Annotated in this window: 21 protein-coding genes; 6 read left to right on the top strand and 15 right to left on the bottom strand. The window is 34.7% G+C overall.

All coding sequences use genetic code 11. From position 1 onward, the window contains the following. The first annotated feature begins 29 nt into the window (after nt 1-29). The gene (locus tag AABM59_RS03880) at nt 30-1,604 is read left to right on the top strand and encodes a SulP family inorganic anion transporter (protein ID WP_338407662.1); all 1,575 of its coding nucleotides are present in this window, start codon (nt 30-32) and stop codon (nt 1,602-1,604) included. 62 nt (nt 1,605-1,666) lie between these two features. On the opposite strand, the gene AABM59_RS03875 is transcribed toward AABM59_RS03880, so the two are convergent. The 3 genes from AABM59_RS03875 to AABM59_RS03865 form a co-directional block, all read right to left on the bottom strand. Continuing rightward, nucleotides 1,667-2,239, bottom strand: coding sequence for a PhnA domain-containing protein (locus AABM59_RS03875; protein ID WP_338407661.1), 573 nt, complete (start codon nt 2,237-2,239; stop codon nt 1,667-1,669). A gap of 73 nt (nt 2,240-2,312) precedes the next feature. Next, nucleotides 2,313-2,771: a pantetheine-phosphate adenylyltransferase gene (gene coaD / locus AABM59_RS03870; RefSeq protein ID WP_338407660.1), complete on the bottom strand. Its 459-nt coding sequence runs from the start codon at nt 2,769-2,771 to the stop codon at nt 2,313-2,315. A 13-nt stretch (nt 2,772-2,784) separates the two neighbouring features. Continuing rightward, nucleotides 2,785-3,753, bottom strand: a complete 969-nt coding sequence (locus tag AABM59_RS03865; protein ID WP_338407659.1) for a D-alanine--D-alanine ligase — start codon at nt 3,751-3,753, stop codon at nt 2,785-2,787. 119 nt (nt 3,754-3,872) lie between these two features. On the opposite strand from AABM59_RS03865, the gene AABM59_RS03860 reads away from it, so the two are divergent. Beyond that, nucleotides 3,873-4,487 carry a PASTA domain-containing protein gene (locus AABM59_RS03860; RefSeq protein WP_338407658.1) on the top strand — a complete coding sequence of 205 codons (615 nt, stop codon included), beginning with the start codon at nt 3,873-3,875 and terminating at the stop codon, nt 4,485-4,487. Continuing rightward, nucleotides 4,477-5,514 (top strand): RluA family pseudouridine synthase, encoded by a 1,038-nt coding sequence (locus AABM59_RS03855; protein ID WP_338407657.1) that lies wholly within the window; start codon nt 4,477-4,479, stop codon nt 5,512-5,514. Before AABM59_RS03860 ends, AABM59_RS03855 begins: the two co-directional genes overlap by 11 nt. Before the next feature lie 35 nt (nt 5,515-5,549). Here the strand turns inward: AABM59_RS03855 and AABM59_RS03850 are convergent, their stop codons facing one another. Beyond that, on the bottom strand, nt 5,550-6,077 hold the full coding sequence (locus AABM59_RS03850) for a GNAT family N-acetyltransferase (RefSeq protein WP_338407656.1): 528 nt from the start codon (nt 6,075-6,077) through the stop codon (nt 5,550-5,552). 116 nt (nt 6,078-6,193) lie between these two features. On the opposite strand from AABM59_RS03850, the gene yaaA reads away from it, so the two are divergent. Then, nucleotides 6,194-6,952, top strand: coding sequence for a peroxide stress protein YaaA (yaaA, locus tag AABM59_RS03845; protein ID WP_338407655.1), 759 nt, complete (start codon nt 6,194-6,196; stop codon nt 6,950-6,952). A gap of 20 nt (nt 6,953-6,972) precedes the next feature. On the opposite strand, the gene trpA is transcribed toward yaaA, so the two are convergent. The 11 genes from trpA to AABM59_RS03790 all read right to left on the bottom strand — a co-directional run bounded on the left by trpA (nt 6,973) and on the right by AABM59_RS03790 (nt 15,971). Next, entirely contained in the window at nt 6,973-7,737 is a 765-nt protein-coding gene (gene trpA, locus AABM59_RS03840) for a tryptophan synthase subunit alpha (protein ID WP_338407654.1), read from the bottom strand. 64 nt (nt 7,738-7,801) lie between these two features. Then, the gene (locus AABM59_RS03835; protein WP_338407653.1) at nt 7,802-8,122 is read right to left on the bottom strand and encodes a gamma-glutamylcyclotransferase family protein; all 321 of its coding nucleotides are present in this window, start codon (nt 8,120-8,122) and stop codon (nt 7,802-7,804) included. A gap of 24 nt (nt 8,123-8,146) precedes the next feature. Continuing rightward, nucleotides 8,147-9,328 carry a tryptophan synthase subunit beta gene (gene trpB / locus AABM59_RS03830; RefSeq protein ID WP_338407652.1) on the bottom strand — a complete coding sequence of 394 codons (1,182 nt, stop codon included), beginning with the start codon at nt 9,326-9,328 and terminating at the stop codon, nt 8,147-8,149. Between the two features lie 60 nt (nt 9,329-9,388). Continuing rightward, nucleotides 9,389-10,006, bottom strand: coding sequence for a phosphoribosylanthranilate isomerase (locus AABM59_RS03825; protein WP_338407651.1), 618 nt, complete (start codon nt 10,004-10,006; stop codon nt 9,389-9,391). Nucleotides 10,007-10,047: 41 nt separating this feature from the next. After that, nucleotides 10,048-10,845 carry an indole-3-glycerol phosphate synthase TrpC gene (gene trpC, locus AABM59_RS03820; RefSeq protein WP_338407650.1) on the bottom strand — a complete coding sequence of 266 codons (798 nt, stop codon included), beginning with the start codon at nt 10,843-10,845 and terminating at the stop codon, nt 10,048-10,050. A 5-nt stretch (nt 10,846-10,850) separates the two neighbouring features. After that, entirely contained in the window at nt 10,851-11,843 is a 993-nt protein-coding gene (trpD, locus tag AABM59_RS03815) for an anthranilate phosphoribosyltransferase (protein ID WP_338407649.1), read from the bottom strand. A 73-nt stretch (nt 11,844-11,916) separates the two neighbouring features. Further along, entirely contained in the window at nt 11,917-12,483 is a 567-nt protein-coding gene (locus AABM59_RS03810; protein WP_338407648.1) for an aminodeoxychorismate/anthranilate synthase component II, read from the bottom strand. A gap of 79 nt (nt 12,484-12,562) precedes the next feature. After that, nucleotides 12,563-13,963: an anthranilate synthase component I family protein gene (locus tag AABM59_RS03805; RefSeq protein ID WP_338407647.1), complete on the bottom strand. Its 1,401-nt coding sequence runs from the start codon at nt 13,961-13,963 to the stop codon at nt 12,563-12,565. Nucleotides 13,964-14,272: 309 nt separating this feature from the next. Continuing rightward, nucleotides 14,273-14,839 carry a YceI family protein gene (locus AABM59_RS03800; RefSeq protein WP_338407646.1) on the bottom strand — a complete coding sequence of 189 codons (567 nt, stop codon included), beginning with the start codon at nt 14,837-14,839 and terminating at the stop codon, nt 14,273-14,275. Nucleotides 14,840-14,867: 28 nt separating this feature from the next. Then, entirely contained in the window at nt 14,868-15,500 is a 633-nt protein-coding gene (locus AABM59_RS03795) for an NAD(P)H-dependent oxidoreductase (RefSeq protein ID WP_338407645.1), read from the bottom strand. Between the two features lie 15 nt (nt 15,501-15,515). After that, nucleotides 15,516-15,971, bottom strand: coding sequence for a MarR family transcriptional regulator (locus tag AABM59_RS03790; RefSeq protein ID WP_338407644.1), 456 nt, complete (start codon nt 15,969-15,971; stop codon nt 15,516-15,518). Nucleotides 15,972-16,500: 529 nt separating this feature from the next. Between AABM59_RS03790 and AABM59_RS03785 the strand changes: the two genes are divergently transcribed. Together AABM59_RS03785 and AABM59_RS03780 are read left to right on the top strand one after the other, a co-directional pair. Further along, nucleotides 16,501-16,818, top strand: coding sequence for a rhodanese-like domain-containing protein (locus AABM59_RS03785; protein ID WP_338407643.1), 318 nt, complete (start codon nt 16,501-16,503; stop codon nt 16,816-16,818). A 58-nt stretch (nt 16,819-16,876) separates the two neighbouring features. After that, nucleotides 16,877-18,457: an NADP-dependent glyceraldehyde-3-phosphate dehydrogenase gene (locus AABM59_RS03780; RefSeq protein WP_338407642.1), complete on the top strand. Its 1,581-nt coding sequence runs from the start codon at nt 16,877-16,879 to the stop codon at nt 18,455-18,457. Nucleotides 18,458-19,141 lie beyond the last annotated feature (684 nt).

Raw genomic sequence — 19,141 nt, 5'->3', positions numbered from 1 at the left:
GTTGTATCCAAAATCCATTTTATAATTTTATGAAAAAAGTATTTAATTTATTTGATTTATCGCAAAAGGTAAATTACAAAACAGAAATTTTATCAGGTACTACAGTAGCTCTGGCCCTTGTTCCAGAGGCTATTGCGTTTGCTATGATTGCAGGATTTTCGCCATTAACAGGTTTGTATGCGGCATTTGTTATGGGGTTAGTAACCGCAGTTTTGGGAGGAAGACCGGGAATGATTTCTGGAGCAACTGGAGCGGTAGCCGTTATTTTTGTTGGTTTGATTTTGGAACTAAAAACGGCTTTTCCCGCTATAACTTCTGACACTATTTTACAATATGTTTTTGCTACGGTTATTATTGCTGGAATTATACAAATTCTTGCGGGTGTTTTAAAATTAGGTAAATTTATTCGGTTAGTTCCACATCCTGTAATGTTTGGATTTGTTAATGGATTGGCGATTATTATTTTTATGGCTCAGTTTCCTAATTTTTATCAAAAAGGGACAAATAACTTGTTAGAAGGTTCTTCGATGCTAATAATGTTAGGGCTGACATTCGTAACGATGCTTATTATTTGGGGCCTACCAAAATTTACAAAAGTAGTTCCCTCATCATTAGTTGCAATACTTTTTGTTTCTGCAATTGTTATTGGTTTTGGCATCGAAACGATGACTGTTGTCGATACGTTGAATGTTGGGGAAAGTATAAAAGGTGGTTTTCCTCCTTTATCGATCCCAACTATTCCTTTTAATTTTGCCACCCTAAAAATTGTATTTCCTTACGCTTGTATTATTGCTGGTGTTGGTTTGATTGAAAGTTTATTGACCTTGAATTTGATTGATGAAATTACAGAAACACGTGGAAGTGGCAACAAGGAATGTATTGCGCAAGGAACTGCTAATATTGCTTCAGGATTATTGTCTGGAATGGGAGGCTGTGCAATGATTGGACAAAGTCTGATTAATACTTCTGCTGGTGCAAGAGCAAGATTGTCAGGAATTGTGGCATCTATTATGTTGTTGTTTTTTATAATGTTTGGTTCGAGTTTGATTGAGCAATTACCAATGGCAGCTTTGGTTGGTTTGATGTTTATGGTCGCAATTGGCACTTTTGAATGGGCAAGTTTGAAGACTTTTAGCAAAATGCCTGCTTCAGATGTATTGGTTATGGTTTTGGTTACCTTAATTACAGCCATAACACATAATTTAGCTATAGCCGTTTTGATTGGTGTTATTTTAGCAGCTTTGGCTTACTCATGGGAAAATGCAAAACGCATTCGTGCCAGAAAACATGTTGATGAAAATGGGGTAAAGCATTATGAAATTTTTGGGCCCTTATTTTTCGGTTCTGTTACAGGTTTTGCCGAAAAGTTTGATGTTTTGAATGATCCAGATGAAATAATTATTGATTTTAAGGAAAGTAGAATTGCCGATATGTCAGCTATTGAAGCCTTGAATGCAATAACACATCGTTATTATAAAATAGGAAAGAAAGTGCGCTTACGCCATTTGAGTAAAGATTGTGTTCAATTACTCAACAATGCCGAAGCGATTATTGATGTTAATATTATGGAAGACCCAATATATTTAGTTGTCGATAAAATTTAAGAAACTAAAAAAGGCATTACGAATTTCGTAATGCCTTTTTTCTTTTACCTTTTCAAGAAATATTATATTTTCTTAACGTATTGAGTGATAATAACAATGGTTTGCCCATCGACTCTACCTTCTATATATTCTGCATTTTCGTGATCTAATCTAATGTTTCTTACTGAGGTTCCTTGTTTGGCAACCATGCTAGATCCTTTTACTTTCAAATCTTTGATTAAAACTACAGAATCTCCAGTGGAAAGAATAACGCCATTTACATCACGGTGAATTACTTTGTTTTCATCCTCTTCTCCTTCGCCAGTGGCTTGCGCCCAAATTAAAATATCATCTTCTAAATACATCATTTCTAGTAATTCTTTTGGCCATCCTGCTGCACGCATCCTGCTCAACATTCTCCAAGCGACTACTTGTACTGCGGTGTGTTCGCTCCACATGCTGTCATTTAAGCATCTCCAATGGTTTAAATCTACATTATCTGGATTTTCGATTTGGTCAATGCAAGTAGTACAAGCAAAAATACTTTCGTCTAAGCCACCTTTTTTTGTTGGTAAAACTGGGTACACTTTTAAGTTTTCTGTTGCGGTACAAAGTTCACATTGCGATCCACTACGTTTATTTAACTCTCTTTCCATTATCTTTTTATAATCAATTTTATTTCTGTGAAATTAGGGCTAAATAGTACCTATTACAAGTTTATGCATAATACTATTTATTTACTCGTACTGCGTCAGGAACTAGCAATTCATATTCACCACCGTTTCGGATTACATCTCTGACGATGCTGGAACTTATATATGAAGTTTTTGCGGCTGTTAATAAAAAAACGGTTTCAATTTTTGATAATCGTCTATTAGTGTGAGCAATGGCTTTTTCGAATTCGAAATCAGCCGGATTACGCAATCCACGCAAGATAAAATTCGCATTTATTTTATGACATAATTCGATTGTTAAACCTTCATAAACAAGGATAGAAACTTTAGGTTCATTTTTGAAAGTTTCTTCGATAAATCGTTTCCTGTCTTCAAGTGAAAACATATATTTTTTTTCGGCATTGACACCAATGGCAATTACAATTTCGTCAAAAAGTGGAATGCTTCTTCGGATAATATCTTCGTGACCTAACGTTATTGGATCAAAAGATCCTGGAAATATGGCTTTTCTCATAGTTTTTTATCTTTTATAATGCCAATTCAATAGCATTAGTAAACAAATTTTCTAATGAAATCCCAGCAACTTTGGCTTGTTGTGGAATCAAACTTTCGGCAGTTAATCCCGGAATAGTATTCATTTCGAGCATGTAAGGTTCACCATCAACAAAAATAAATTCGCTTCTGGAGAAACCTTTCATTTTCAAGATTTCGTAGGCACGTTTTGCAATTTCGCTTACTTTTCGAGTCATTTCGTCTGAGATTCTGGCAGGCGTAATTTCCTGTGATTTTCCCTGATATTTGGCTTCATAATCGAAAAAGTCATTTTCTGAAACAATTTCGGTTATGGGCAAAACAGTTACCGTTCCTTGATAATTGATGACGCCAACAGAGACTTCGGTTCCGTCTAGGAAACTTTCGATGATGATTTCGTTGTCTTCTTGATAAGCAATTTCAATGGCGATTGGCAACTCGTTCGCTGTTTTTACTTTTGAGATTCCAAAACTAGAACCTGATTTATTTGGTTTTACAAAACACGGTAAGCCCACTGCTTTTATAATTTCGGCAGTGTCAATGTGATCTCCTTTGTTTAAATAATAAGAAGTGGCGGTTTTGATGCCATAAGGTTTTAAAACTGACAATAAATCGCGTTTGTTGAATGTCAGTGCGGCCTGATAATAATCACAAGAAGTTTGCGGCATTCCTATTAATTCAAAATACCCTTGCATCAATCCGTCTTCTCCGGGTGTACCATGAATAGCATTAAAAACACAGTCGAAAGTTATTTTTGTTCCGTTCACCGTAGTTGAAAAATCGTTTTTATCGATAGGGAATTCAGTATTGTTAGCGTCAACATACACCCATTTTTCTTTAAAAATATGAATTCGGAAACCGTTAAATTTGGTTTTATCAAGAAATTGATAGACTACGTTTCCGCTGATTAAGGATATTTTATATTCGCTTGAATATCCGCCCATTATGATGGCAATGTTTTTCATTTTATTGGTTTAATCGTTTAACCGTTTAATCGTTTAACCGATTAACCGTATTCAAAACAAAATTAGAATTTTTTTTGGAACGAAATAGCTTTATCTTTGCGACTTATAAAAATAAATTTATGAGTTTACGTAAATATCTTAGTAGTCGAGTGTTTTTAACACAAGTATTAGCCGCTCTTTCCATTATTTTTGTTTTGGGTTTTTTGTTTATGCATTGGTTGACTTTCACAACAAATCACGATCACGAAATCACGGTGCCTAATTTATCAAAATTGACAGAGGAACAGGTTGAAGAAAAACTAGATGCGTTAGACTTGGATTATGTGCTTTTAGACAGCGTAGATTATAACAAAGATTATCCAAAATTTAGTGTTATCGAGCAAGATCCTTTGCCTGGTGCTAAAGTTAAAGTGGGAAGAAAAGTATATATCAAAATAAATGCTTCTGGATTTTCGTCAGTGCGAATTCCAGATTTAATTCAAAAAACGTATCGTGAGGCTCTGCCAACATTGAAAGCATTGGGACTTGAAGAAGGTACGATTACTTATATCCCAAATCTTGGAAAGGATATGGTACTCGAAATGCGTTTCAAAGGAAGAAACATAAAAGCTGGAGATCGAGTTTTGAAAGCCTCCAAAATTGATTTAGTATTGGGCGATGGAAAGGAAAGTTATTCCGAGCAAGCCGATAGCACGGCAACATCAATAAATCAAATGCCACCAAATGAACAGTAATATTGACACTACAGATTTAGACGAAGAATTATTTGAACATTATAGATTTGACATTCCCAAAGGGCAATTGCTGCTGAGAATTGACAAATATTTGATGAATATGATTCCGAATGCGACTCGAAATAAAATACAGAATGCGGCAACTGCTGGCGATATTTATGTGAATGATCTTCCTATAAAATCGAATTATAAAGTAAAACCTCTTGACGTAGTGCGCATAATGTTGTCGCATCCGCCATTCGAAAATAGGGTAGACCCCGAGGATATTCCGCTTGACATTGTATACGAAGACGACGCGCTTTTGCTAGTAAATAAACCGCCTAATTTTGTTGTGCATCCTGGTCACGGCAATTATACGGGAACGCTAGTGAATGCCTTGGCGTTTCATTTTGAAAATTTGCCATTGAATAGTAGCGAACGTCCGGGATTGGTACACCGAATTGATAAAGATACTTCGGGACTTTTGGTGATTGCCAAAACCGAAGCCGCAATGACGCATCTCGCCAAGCAATTTGAAGCCAAAACTTCCGAAAGAGAATATATCGCTTTGGTATGGGGAAATGTGACTGCCGATGAAGGAACGATTGAAGGCAATATTGCACGCCACGTCAAAGACCGGATGCAAATGGCGGTTTTTGCCGATCCCGAAATAGGAAAACATGCTATTACTCATTATAAAGTATTGGAACGTTTTGGCTATGTAACCTTGGTTTCATGCCAATTAGAAACGGGTAGAACCCACCAAATTCGGGTTCATATGAAACACATTGGGCATCCTATTTTTAATGACGAGCGTTATGGAGGTCATTTGATTTTGAAAGGAACTACGTTTACAAAATACAAACAATTCATTGATAATTGTTTCAAGGTTTTGCCTAGACAAGCTTTACATGCTAAGACACTTGGTTTTGTGCATCCAAACACAGGCAAAATGATGCGTTTTGATACAGAATTACCGCAAGATTTTCAGGAATGTGTGGAAAAATGGAGAGGCTATTCGAAATCACATTTGGTTGATGAGGAGTAATAGTTGGATTGTGTTAGAATTAGCATCCAGATTATTTAATGATTTTTTATTCCAAGTTGCATCAATAAATCGGTTTGAACTTCATCTCCCAAAATAAAAACATGTTGGTCAAATTCGACAAAACCATTTTTAGAATAAAAATGCAATGCTTGGTGATTTTCTTCCCAAACACCCAACCAAACCGAATCGATGCCAGTTTGTTTTGCAATTTTTATAGCTTCGTCGAGCAACAATTGTCCCGCTTTTTTTCCGTGAAAGGCTTGCAAAACGTAGATTCTGTGAATCTCTAAAGTGTTTTCTTTTTGCTTTTCGGTTTGGGCATTGCCTAAGTTTATTTTCAAATAACCAATGGTATCATTCTCTAAAACAGCAAGATAAAAAGCCGATTCCGGATTGTTGATTTCCGAAGCCATTTGTTCTGTATTAAAATTTTCAAGAATGTAATTCGCCATATTTTCTGGTGTATTCATGTCAGCAAAGGTTTCAGTGAACGTTTGCTTGCTGATTTTTCGAATAATTTTGAGATCGGAAATGGTGGCTTTCTTAATTTTAATTTTGGACATAAAAAAGAGTTGCTTGATTCTGAATCCAAAAATACATAAATATTAATGACACACAATTTTCATTTTTAATTTTTCAATTTGTACTTTTGAGACTTCCAATAATGTGAACTCTAATTATGAAAATTGTACTTTCTCCAGCTAAATCGTTGAATTTTGAAAAAGCTTTGCCTACCACTAAGTTCTCAGAGGCTTTGTTTCTTAAAGAAGCAAGCCAAGTTCAAAATGTTTTGAATAAAAAATTACCTAAGGAACTTTCGGAATTGATGGCTATTTCAGATAAACTGGCTGATTTAAATTGGCAACGGAATCAAGATTGGAAAACACCTTTCACTCCTGAGAATGCTCGTCCGGCAATTTTCACTTTCGATGGCGATGTTTACTCAGGATTAGATGCCTATTCTATTCCAACAGAGAAATTAGAAACTCTACAAGACAGTTTGAGGATCCTATCGGGTTTGTACGGAATCCTGAAACCGTTAGATTTAATTCAAGCATATCGTCTTGAAATGGGAACCAAATTACCCATAGGCGAAAGCGATAATTTGTATCAATTTTGGAAAACCACTGTTACAAAAGCGTTGAATAAAGAACTTAAAAATGGAGAACTTTTTATCAATCTGGCAAGCAACGAATATTTTTCGGTTATTGATGTAAAAACATTGAAAGTTCCCGTAATTACTCCAGAATTCAAGGATTATAAAAAAGGAAAACTAAAAATAATCAGCTTTTTTGCCAAGAAGGCAAGGGGAATGATGGTGCGTTTTATCATCGATACTAACGCCAAAACCATTGATGATTTAAAAGGTTTTAACTGTGAAGGGTATCAATTTGATTCTAATTTATCAAAAGGAAATATCTTGGTTTTTACGAGGTAAATAAGTTATTTTCGTTCTACTTAATTTATAATTTTATCCACAAACTCCCCAATACTTCCAACACCATTCTCCGTCAAATTCGTGATGAAGGCACTGCCAATAATCGCACCTTTGGCAAATTGTGTGGCTTGATTAAAGGTTTCCTTGTTATTGATTCCAAAACCTATAATTTGAGGGTTTTTTAGGTTCATATCGGCAATGCGTTTGAAATAATTTTCCTGAACGCTTCCAAAACCGGATTGCGAACCGGTAACACTCGCTGAGCTAACCATGTAGATAAATCCGTTAGAAACGCTATCGATAAAGTGAATGCGCTCATCCGAAGTTTGTGGCGTAATCAAAAACACGTTGATTATGCCGTATTTCTCAAAAGTAGCTTTGTATTGCTCGGCATACACATCAACAGGAAGATCGGGAATGATTAATCCATCGATGCCAATCTCCTCACATTTTCTACAGAAATTTTCCACACCATATTGCAACATCGGATTAAAATAACCCATAATCACTAGCGGAATTGCAACTGTTTTCCTAATGTCCTTGAGTTGGTCAAACAAAAATTGTGTCGTCATTCCGTTATGCAAAGCTTGGGTTGAACTCGCCTGAATTGTTGGTCCATCGGCCAATGGATCACTAAATGGCAATCCAATTTCGATCATATCGACACCACTTTTTTCTAAATCCTGGATGATTTGCACGGTATCGTCCAAATTTGGATATCCCGCCGAAAAATAGATGGAAAGTATCTTTTTGTTTTCTTGTAGTTTTTGGTTTATTCTGTTCATTTTCTATATTTATATGACTTGTAGTGGCTTTTTGTATTATAGGTAATTAATAAAACAACTCAACTCAACTTGCTGCACTATAAGCCCATGCTTTTTCGTTAGTTTGCAAGTTTACTTCAACTCGCTTGTAATGGAATCCTTCATATAAATCTGCTTGATGAAGTTCTTTAGTCGTGATTTCGTATATTATTCCGTTGATAGTGTCTTCCGGATTACCGGTTTCCACGAGGATGTCGTAAGCTACTATTCCAAATTCTTCTTCGATTTTAATTTTTTTTAACGCGTATCCAATTAATATTTCAGGGGTTCCTTGCAGCATACGTCCAAAAAGGTTTTCTTGTATGTCTTCGTGTTGCAAAGTACCGTAGGTAAATAATTTTATCATAGTTTCCATTTTTGTAAAACCCAATTATAATTTAAAATAATCAATATAGGTATTCAAATCCTTGTCGCCGCGACCGGATAAATTGATCACGACAATATCTGTAGGTTTGAATTGTTTTTCGTCTAAAATAGCAAAGGCATGCGCACTTTCGATAGCTGGAATTAGACCTTCCATTTGGGACAATTTTAAACCCCACTGCATAGCCAGATCATCGGTAATTGAAATAAATTCCGCTCTTCCTGTAGCGAATAAATGGGCATGCATCGGACCTACACCGGGATAATCCAGTCCGGCAGAAATAGAATACGGTTCGGTAATCTGGCCGTCAATTGTTTGCATCAAGAGCGTTTTACTTCCGTGAATGACCCCAATTTTTCCCAAAGCCGAAGTTGCGGCACTTTCACCAGAATCAACTCCCAAACCTGCGGCTTCAACAGCGATAATATTTACGCTTTCATCATCCAAAAAATGATAATATGTACCAGCAGCATTACTTCCGCCACCCACGCAAGCGATAACATAATCAGGATTTTCACGACCTTCTTTTTCCAATAATTGTTCCTTAATTTCTTTGGAAATAACGCTTTGGAAACGCGCCACCATATCCGGATAAGGATGCGGTCCCACGACCGAACCTATGATGTAATAGGTGTCAACGGGATTGTTAATCCAATCGCGAATGGCTTCGTTTGTGGCATCTTTCAACGTTCGTGAACCAGAAAGTGCGGGACGAACTTCGGCTCCCAACATTTTCATTCTGGCCACATTGGGTGCTTGACGTTTGATGTCGATTTCGCCCATATAAACAATGCATTGCAATCCCATCAGTGCACAAACCGTAGCTGTTGCAACTCCGTGTTGACCTGCACCAGTTTCGGCAATGATTCTGGTTTTGCCTAATCGTTTGGCGAGCAATATTTGCCCTACGGTGTTGTTAATTTTATGTGCACCGGTATGGCATAAATCTTCTCTTTTGAGGTAGATTTTGGTGTTGTATTTTGCGGATAATCGCTCTGCAAAATAAAGCGGAGTAGGGCGCCCTACATAGTCTTTTAGCAGTGCATCAAATTCGGCTTGAAATGAAGGTTCTGCCGTAATTTTTAAATAATTTTGGCGTAATTCCTCTACATTTGGATACAACATTTCAGGAATGTAAGCGCCTCCAAATTCACCGTAATAGCCTTTTTCGTTAACGTGATAACTCATTTTTTTTTTTTTTTTTTAGGTTTTGGGTTCCGGGTTTTAGGAAGTTGATTTATACTACAACTAAAAACGTTCAACCATTAACTTTAATAATTCTTTATTTTTTAATCCTGGTTCGATTTCAAATTTACTGTTTATGTCAATAGCATAAACGGGTAAATTGGTTTTCACTATTTGTTTAACGGCTTCTAATTCTTCTATTCCGATTCCTCCGCTCAGAAAAAAGGGTTTTGTAGAAGGATACTTTTCTAATACTTTCCAATCGAAAGTGGTCCCGTTTCCGCCCGGTAATTTCCCTTTGGTGTCAAAAAGAAAATAATCGGAAACTTCTTCAAAAGGTTTCAAAACTTCAAAATTAAAATTATCATTTACAGAAAAAACTTTGATGATTTCTATGGTAGAATCTATATTATTCTTCAAATTTGAACAAAAAGCTACCGATTCGTTTCCGTGTAGTTGAACGGCTTGCAAATCGTATTTTTTAATTTTTTTTACAATTTCTTCTACAGTTCCATTTACAAAAACCCCTGCTTTTCGAATAGATTTTGGTAATTCTGGTATGATTCCATCAAAATAACGTGCCGATTTCTCCCAAAATATAAAGCCCATATAATCGGGTAGGAGCGCGCCTACTTCGAGTATATTATCGGGATATTTCATACCGCAGATTTTGAGTTTCATTTTATTTATTTTTGCCACAGATTTCACAGATTTAATTTGTGTTAATTCGAGAAATTTTTGTTTAAATTATTTATAAATTCTTTCGCCGCTTCTCCAGTATTTGCTGTTTTCATAAAGTTTTCTCCAATAAGGAATCCTTTATAGCCATAAGGTTTTAGTTCGTTGATGGCTTCAATTGAACTGATGCCACTTTCGGAAACTTTCACAAATTCGTTTGGGATTTGGTTGGCTAATTGTTTGCTGAAATCCAAACTCACTTCGAATGTTTTTAGGTTTCTGTTGTTCACCCCAATCATATCCAATGTTGGCATTATCGATTTTTCTAATTCGGCTAAATTGTGAACTTCTAGCAAAACTTCTAATCCTAAACTCTTAGCAAATTTAGATAATGATTTGATTTCTTTACGAGTCAAAACTGCAGCAATCAACAAAATTAAATCTGCTCCATGTGCTTTGGCTTCTACTATTTGGTATTCGTCAACGATGAATTCTTTTCGCAATAACGGAATATTTACTGTGGCTCTTGCCAAAAGTAAATCGTCTAATGAACCGCCAAAATACTTGCCATCCGTTAAAACCGAAATGCCGCAAGCACCAGCATTTTCATAGCCTTTCGTTACTTCTTCGACTGTGAAACTATAATTAATTTCGGCTTTAGATGGAGAACGGCGTTTGTGTTCGGCAATGATTCCAGAATTGCTATTTCGCAAATTTCGACTTAAAGAAATAGTTTTTCTTTCAAAAAGTACTGAGGCTTCCAATTGAGAAACGGGAATGATTGATTTCTTGAGAATGACTTCTCGTCTTTTGTCGATTATAATTTTATCTAAAATATTCATTCGTTTTATTTACTTAATTCTTGTAATTTTTTCAAAGCTGTCAAACCTTTTCCTAAAAGCAAGCTTTCTTTTGCCAATTCGAAACCTTCAAGCACCGTACATTTTGTAACGGTTGCAATCGCCATTCCTGCATTGGCACAAACCACATTATTTTGGGCCGGTGTTCCTTTTCCAGAAAGGATATTCATAAACATTTCTGCCGACTCTTCGATAGTTTTTCCGCCCTCGATTTGATCTTGAGTTAAATACGGAAGTCCAAAATCTTCGGGTTTTAACATCGCTTCCATTGAATTTGTAATTGTTTTAGTAGGGCAAGTCAGGGAAATTTCGTCATAACCATCTAATGAATGCAAAATGGTAAAATTAACATCGGTGTTTTGGTACAAATACGCATAGATTCTAGCCAGCTCTAAATTGAAAACACCTACCAATTGGTTTTTTGGAAACGAGGGATTTACCATTGGGCCCAACATATTGAAGAAGGTTTTTACACCCAATTCCTTTCGAATTGGACCTACGTTTTTCATAGCAGGATGAAACAAAGGGGCGTGCAAAATACAAATGCCAGCTTGATCGATACATTTCACTAAAAAATGATTGTCATTGCTGAATTTCACTCCCAGTTTTTCCATGACATTGCTCGATCCAGAAATGGAAGAAACGCCATAATTACCGTGTTTTGCCACTTTAATACCAGCTCCGGCAGCCACAAATGATGCTAGAGTAGAAATATTGAAAGTGTCTTTTCCGTCGCCACCTGTTCCGCATAAATCGATGGTGTTGTAAGCGGATAAATCAACTCGAATACACAATTCTAACAAGGCTTCTCGAAAACCCGAAAGTTCTTCGATACTGATACTTCGCATCATGTAAACCGTTAGAAAAGAAGCAATTTGACTGGGATTATAACTTCCGTTGGAGATGTTTACCAATACATTTTTTGCCTCTTCTTTCGAAAGCGTTTCGTGGTTGATGAGTCTGTTTAATATTGTTTTCATTTTTTATTTATTTTTGCCCGAAGGCCCAAAGGCACAAAGTTTTAATTATAATTTTTAATCTGCCACCTGAACACTAATTTTTAACCCAGTTTTCTAAAATTTTTTTCCCGTTTGGTGTCAAAACACTTTCGGGATGAAATTGTACGCCACGAACATCGTACGTTTTGTGTCGCAATGACATTACTTGTCCGTTTTCGTCGAACGAAGTTGCTTCTAGAACTACAGGTAAATCAGTATTTACAACCCAAGAATGGTAGCGCCCTACTTCGAATTCATTCCCTAAACCTTCGAATAAAAGCTCATCATCCACCGATGTTTTCACCATCGTTGCTACACCGTGATAGACTTTGTCTAGATTAGAAAGAGTACCTCCAAAAACTTCTCCGATGGCTTGTTGTCCAAGGCAAACGCCAAGAATACTTTTTGTTGGCGCATATTTAGCGATTACAGCTTTTAATAAACCTGCTTCATCTGGAATTCCAGGACCTGGAGAAAGTAATATTTTATCGAAATGTGCGATTTCGTCAATATCAAATTCGTCATTTCTATAAACCGTTACTTCGCAATTTAAATCCTCGAGATAATGCACTAAGTTGTAAGTGAAACTATCGTAATTGTCTATGACTAGTATTTTTTTCATTTTCTTAAAGTATAGGTGTTAAGGGTTAAAGGTTATGCGTTTATTTTGCTTATCATTTAATTCTTAACTTTTTTTATTTTTATATTGTTTCGGCTAAATCCAAAGCTGCATTTAGCGCTCTTAATTTATTATATACTTCCTGCATTTCACTTTCTTCGTCTGAATCGGCTACAATTCCTGCGCCAGCCTGAGAGTGTAATTGATGATTTTTGCTAAGGAAAGTCCGAATCATAATGGCATGATTAAAATTCCCTTCAAAATCCATGAAACCGATAGCGCCACCGTAAAAATTCCGATTTGTTTTTTCATACTCTTCGATCAATTGCATTGCTCGGTGTTTTGGTGAGCCGCTTAAGGTACCGGCTGGAAAAGTATCGGCAACTACTTGCATCGTAGTTGCTTTTTCGTGTAAATGTCCCGTTACTTTTGAAACTAAATGTATAACATGGGAAAAAAATTGCACTTCGCGGTATTTTTCTACATTGACATTGTGACCATTTCGACTTAAATCGTTTCTGGCCAAATCGACTAACATTACATGTTCGCTATTTTCTTTTTTATCTACTGATAATTTTTTGGCAAGTTCGGCATCTTTTTCATCATCACCAGTTCTTCTAAAGGTTCCTGCGATAGGATGAATTTCGGCTTTACGGTTTTTTACGATGATTTGAGCTTCGGGGGAAGATCCAAATATTTTGAAATCTCCGTAATCAAAAAAGAACAAATAGGGCGAAGGATTAATACTTCGCAAAGCTCTATAAACGTTAAATTCATCTCCTTTGAAACCTTGGGTAAACCTTCTGGATAAAACCAATTGAAAAACGTCGCCACGATAACAATGCTTTTTGGCTAAAGCCACATTATGCTTAAATTCATCATCGGTTAAGTTAGAAAAACCTTCGCCTTCTTTCAAAAATTTATATGACGCCATATTTCTGGATTGCAACAGTTGTTCGATTTCAGAGATATTATTTTTTTCCTCTAAACTATGACAGAAAATATAAGCTTCGTTTTTGAAATGGTTGATGGCAATGATGTTTTGATAAACGGCATAATACACATCAGGAATGGTATTGCTATTTTCTTTTTTGGCAATGGTTACCTTTTCAAAATAGCGAACGGCATCATAAGAAATATAGCCAAACAATCCGTTATTGATGAATTTGAAATCCGTTTTGTCAGTTTTAAATTGATGTGAAAATCCCTGAATTACCTGAGGAATATTGGTATTTGAATCGATGGGAATATTTTCGATACTTCCGTCTGGATAGGTTTTAAAAATGGTTTCGTTTTCAATTTTTATAGAAGCAATCGGGTTGCAACAGATGTAGGAGAAACTGTTGTCGTTGCCGTGATAATCGCTACTTTCCAAAAGCAAACTATTTGGAAATTGATCCCGAATTTTCAAGTAAACGCTCACAGGAGTGATTGTATCGGCGAGGATTTGCTTGTAATTTATGTTTAGTTTAAATGATTCCAATAGGTTGAATTTTATAGTTTGATATTTTGAAATAATCTGGGCATAAAAAAAGGCTTGTCGTGATGACAAGCCTTTTAAATTTATAGTTTATACTATAGAAGCTTTGTTCACGACGTTTGACGTAAATTGTTCCACCACCAAGTATTGTTTGTTATTGTTTTCATATTTAATTCTTGGCACAAATATATAAATGAAATTTGATTATCCAAACAGAATGAACAAAAAACACTTTTTTTTATAATTTTGTTAAGAAAAGCAAACCCTGACAATTTCTTATCAGGGTTTTTTTTTCTTGATTTTGCATTAAAATTAGAATTTTAAAGAAACAGTCAAATCAAAATCATCGTATATAGCTTTGTCTCCAATGCTTTCGAAAAATGATTTAGAACCATATTTAATATCGTATTTTGTTCTGTCAACTTTTAAAGTTGTTGTTGCAGAATTATCAGTAGTTGCGATGTCAAAAGTAATTGGATTCGTGATTCCTTTTATAGTTAAATCTGCTGTTACAGTATAATTGTTTTTGCTTTTTTCGGCAATAGTTTTGAAAACTAATGTTGCTGTTGGGAATTTTTCAGTACTAAAAAAATCATCAGATTTCAAGTGACCGTTTAATTTTCCTAAATAATCGCCAGTAAGGTCGGTTGCTGTTAATGAAGTCATATTGGCAGTGAAAGTCCCACCTACCAATTTAGTGCCTTTGAAAACTAAAGCGCCATCATTAAGATTTACGGTTCCGTTATGTTGCCCTGTTACTTTTTTTGCTAACCAGTTGATACTGCTTTTTGAAGCGTCTACTTTTTTAGTTTGTGCTGTTACTGATACTGTAGATAAAACTACAACTAATGCTAAAGCAATTGATTTTAAATTTTTCATAATGTTAAATTTGATTGTTTATTAATAATTAAAGAGTGATAAATAATTCTTCGTTAGATTTTCTAACTTTTTTTAAATGTTGTGTTGCATCTTCTTTGTGACGGTAACCAATTGTCGCCATCAAAGAAGCATTAAGGCCTAGTTTGTCTAAACCAAGAATTTCATTGACCTGGGCAGGGTCAAATCCTTCCATCGGAGTAACGTCAATTTTTAATTCGGCGGCTGCGTTTAAAAGATTTCCAAGAGCCAAATAGGTTTGTTTTGAATTCCAAATTTCCTTTGCATCTTCGGTTAATTCATTGATTTTACTTTTCATAAAACCTTGATAACCCAATAAGGTTTCTAAAGGTATTTCTCTAGTTTTACTCATGTTTTCAAAAAAAGCATCAATTTCAGAATCACTAATGCTTGTTTGATTTGCAAAAACTAGTAAGTGTGATGCTTCAACAATTTGTGATTGACCCCAAGCAGCGGGTAGAATTTGCGATCTTAATTCAGGATTTTCAACTATTAAAACTTTGTAAGGTTGTAAACCATAAGAGGAAGAACTCAAGCGGATAGCTTCTTTTAAAGTGTTTAAATCTTGAGTTGAAATTTTTTTGGCAGCATCAAATTTCTTTGTTGCGTATCTCCAGTTTTGATTTTTTACGAAATCGCTCATTTTTTCTTATTGTTTTTATTGGTTTCTGTATTTTTCTAATAATTGATTCAATTGTTCTAATTCTTCAGAATTCAAGTTTTTTGAGAAGAAATTTTCGTGTTCTACGACTTTTGGATCCAGTTCATTTAAAATATACAATCCTTTTTGGGTAATTAATACTTCAATTTTTCTTCTGTTTTCAGGACAAACATTTCGGGTGACAAGATTTTTCAATAATAATTTATCTACTAATCGTGTGGTGTTGCTTGTTTTGGCCAGCATTCTTTCTTGAATCACACACATATTTGCCGGATTCCCTTTTTGACCTCTTAGTATTCTTAACACATTGTATTGCTCTGCTGATAAATCATACGGTTTCAAAATTTCATTCAATTTATCGGTAATTACATTCTGGGTATAAAAAAGATTTAAAATGATTTTTTTAGAATTATCTAAAGGAATAGTGCTTTTTAATTCTTCTTCAATTTTCATGTCTGTAATGTCTGTAAATATGTTGCTGCAAATGTAGCTCGATTTTATTTGTATATACAAATGTTTTAACATTTTTTTAATTAAATATAGTTTCAGAGTTGTAAAAATTATTAATTTAAAAAATTACCCAATGAGTATTGGTAACCGTTGGGTGTAATTAGTTTTTAATGGTAATTTTTCGTCGGTGTGATTAGTTTTTATAAGAAAATCGTATCGAGAACAAGAAAAATTTCGTTAAAAACGATTCTCGATACATTTTTTGTTCCGTTTTACTGCACAAAAAACACTCGAATAGACGTTTTTAATAATTACACCCAACGGGTTATTGGCAATAAAAAAGCGAATATTATTTAAGAATAACATTTAATAACTAGTTTATTTTGATATTTTTATGAAATACATTGTGTATTTGTGAATTATCTTGTTTTACGTTTATGCGAAATCGTTTTCTTTAAAATATTATCTAATTCACATTTTTGTCAATTATTGTTATGTAAAAACTTCGTATTTTTACAAAAAAAAATATGCCATGAATTTAACACAATTCGAATGGGTTTTTCAAATGGAATCTGATGGAAATGGAGTGATACTAGATGTTAGAACCGAAGAGGAATGCAACGATGGGATTATTCCAAATGCTATAAATATCGACATATACCAAGGACAAGTATTCATTGATAAACTGGAAGCTTTAGACAAAACTAAAAACTATTATGTCTATTGTCGGTCTGGAGCCAGAAGTGAAAAAGCTTGCGCAGTAATGAATAACCTAGGTTTTAAAAATGCGTTCAATTTGCTGGGAGGATTTTTAGATTGGGATGGGGAAGTAGTTTCGCCAGAAGACTAGAAGAGGCCAAAGCCTTTTTTTTATTTATAATTTTAAATTAAAACAATACTGCTTTATCATGAATACAATACCTCAAGAATTTCAAATTAATTCATTACTTATTCAAGATACTTATTTAATTGATGGAGAACTAAAAAAATGGACAGGAACAACAACTCCAGTATATTCTACAATTTCATCTACTGAAAATTACGAGCAAACTTTGCTCGGAACTATTCCTTATATGGGAGAAAAAGAAGCTATGGAAGCTGTAGATGCTGCTGATAATGCATTTAATAATGGTCAAGGTTCATGGCCCACAATGAAAGTTGTTGATCGCATAAAATGCATGGATAATTTTGTTACCCAAATGAAAGCTACTCGATCTGAAGTGGTAAAACTTTTGATGTGGGAAATTGGTAAAACATTGGGAGACTCCGAAAAAGAATTTGACAGAACCGTTGAATATATTTATGACACGATAGAAAGTTATAAAGAGTTAAATGCGCGGAGTGCTCATTTTTCTAAAGTTCAAGGAATTCATGCCATGGTACGTCGTGGTCCTCTTGGAGTAGTGTTGTGTCTTGGGCCTTATAATTATCCTTTAAACGAAACTTTTAGTCTATTGATTCCAGCTTTAATTATGGGGAACCCCGTAATTTTTAAACCAGCGAAACATGGTGTTTTATTGATTTCACCTTTATTGGAAGCTTTTAAAAGCAGTTTTCCAAAAGGAGTTATCAATATATTATATGGTCGCGGACGCGAAGTTGCATCGCCAATAATGGAATCGGGTAGAGTTTCTATTTTGGCTTTAATCGGAAATAGTAAATCAGCGATTGCATTGCAAGATCTGCACCCAAATAAAAATAGATTGCGTTTAATTTTAGGTTTGGAAGCCAAAAATCCAGCTATTATTTTGCCGGATGCCAATTTAGACTTGGCTATCCAGGAATGTGTTGCAGGATCTTTATCTTTTAACGGACAACGTTGTACGGCTTTGAAAATTTTGTACGTTCACGAATCGATTGTGGATGAATTCAATAAACGGTTTGCTGCTAAAGTTGATGCGTTAAGCTTTGGAAATCCATGGGAAAATGGAGTTTCACTTACTCCATTGCCAGAAAAAGAAAAGCCTGCCTATATTCAGGAATTGATTGATGACGCTACAAGCAAAGGGGCAAAAGTGATTAACACAAAAGGAGGACAACTTTCAGATAATTTTATATTTCCGGCCGTTTTATATCCAATAAGCAAGAAAATGCGCGTATATCACGAAGAACAATTTGGTCCAGTTGTGCCTATTATCTCTTTCAAAAATATTCAAGAGCCATTAGATGATATGGCAGAATCTAATTATGGTCAACAAGTGAGTTTATTTGGTCAAAACATAAAAACTATTGCGCCACTGATCGATACTTTGGTGAATTTAGTTTGTAGAGTAAATTTGAATAGCTCTTGTCAGCGGGGACCCGATGTTTTTCCGTTTACAGGAAGAAAAGATTCGGCGGTAGGAACTTTGAGTATTCACGATGCGTTGCGTTCTTTTTCGATTAGAACCTTCGTAGCTTCAAAAGATAACGAATACAACAATGCTATTTTACAGGAATTATTGAATAGCAAAGAATCAAATTTCATTAATACGGATTATATTTTGTAATTGAGTTTTTCTTAAAATAAAAAAACCGCAACGGTATAAAACTGTTGCGGTTTTTTTTTGAAATCTACTTTAAAAAAATAACACTTATTCGTTATTGAAAAAGAAAGTTATTAACGAAACAGATGGTGCTATTTTCCGGAAAATTAATCCCGGAAAAGCCCCATTGGTAACTTATGAAGAATTATTAACAGAGGATCAATGATGGAAATCAGTAAATTATATTCGAGAACTAGAAATAAACAAGAAAAAAATAAATAATAAAAAACCAATTTTTATAATTAAATAATCCTCTAAAAATTGGATTTCGAGGATTTTTTTGTGGAGGGGAGAGGAGTTATCTCGAACTTTTTTAATGATGATTTAAGATTTTTAAATAAAAAAAAAACTAGACTACTCTAGAGGTTTATGGTACGACAAGTGGAGAAGAGAGGAGTATAATACCTCGATATTTTTAGACCACTTTTTTCATTTTCTTAGTTGAATTAAGCAACCATTTTATAAATATCTACTGGTTTTTTTCTTCTGAAGACTATGTTCTCCTTGTTTTTCGTTTAAATAGAATGTTTCTAAAACAAAATAATATTAATTTTAAACATCGGAAAATTGCGCTTTCAAGCTCGCAACTTTTAGTGTCCTAAACCATTGTAAAAAAGATTAATCCATCCTAAATAAAAGCTACATAAT

Origin of the sequence: uncultured Flavobacterium sp., assembly GCF_963925185.1 — a bacterium.
Lineage (GTDB): Bacteria > Bacteroidota > Bacteroidia > Flavobacteriales > Flavobacteriaceae > Flavobacterium.
Note: the sequence above shows the minus strand (reverse complement) of the source record. Positions and strands in the feature narration are given on the sequence as shown.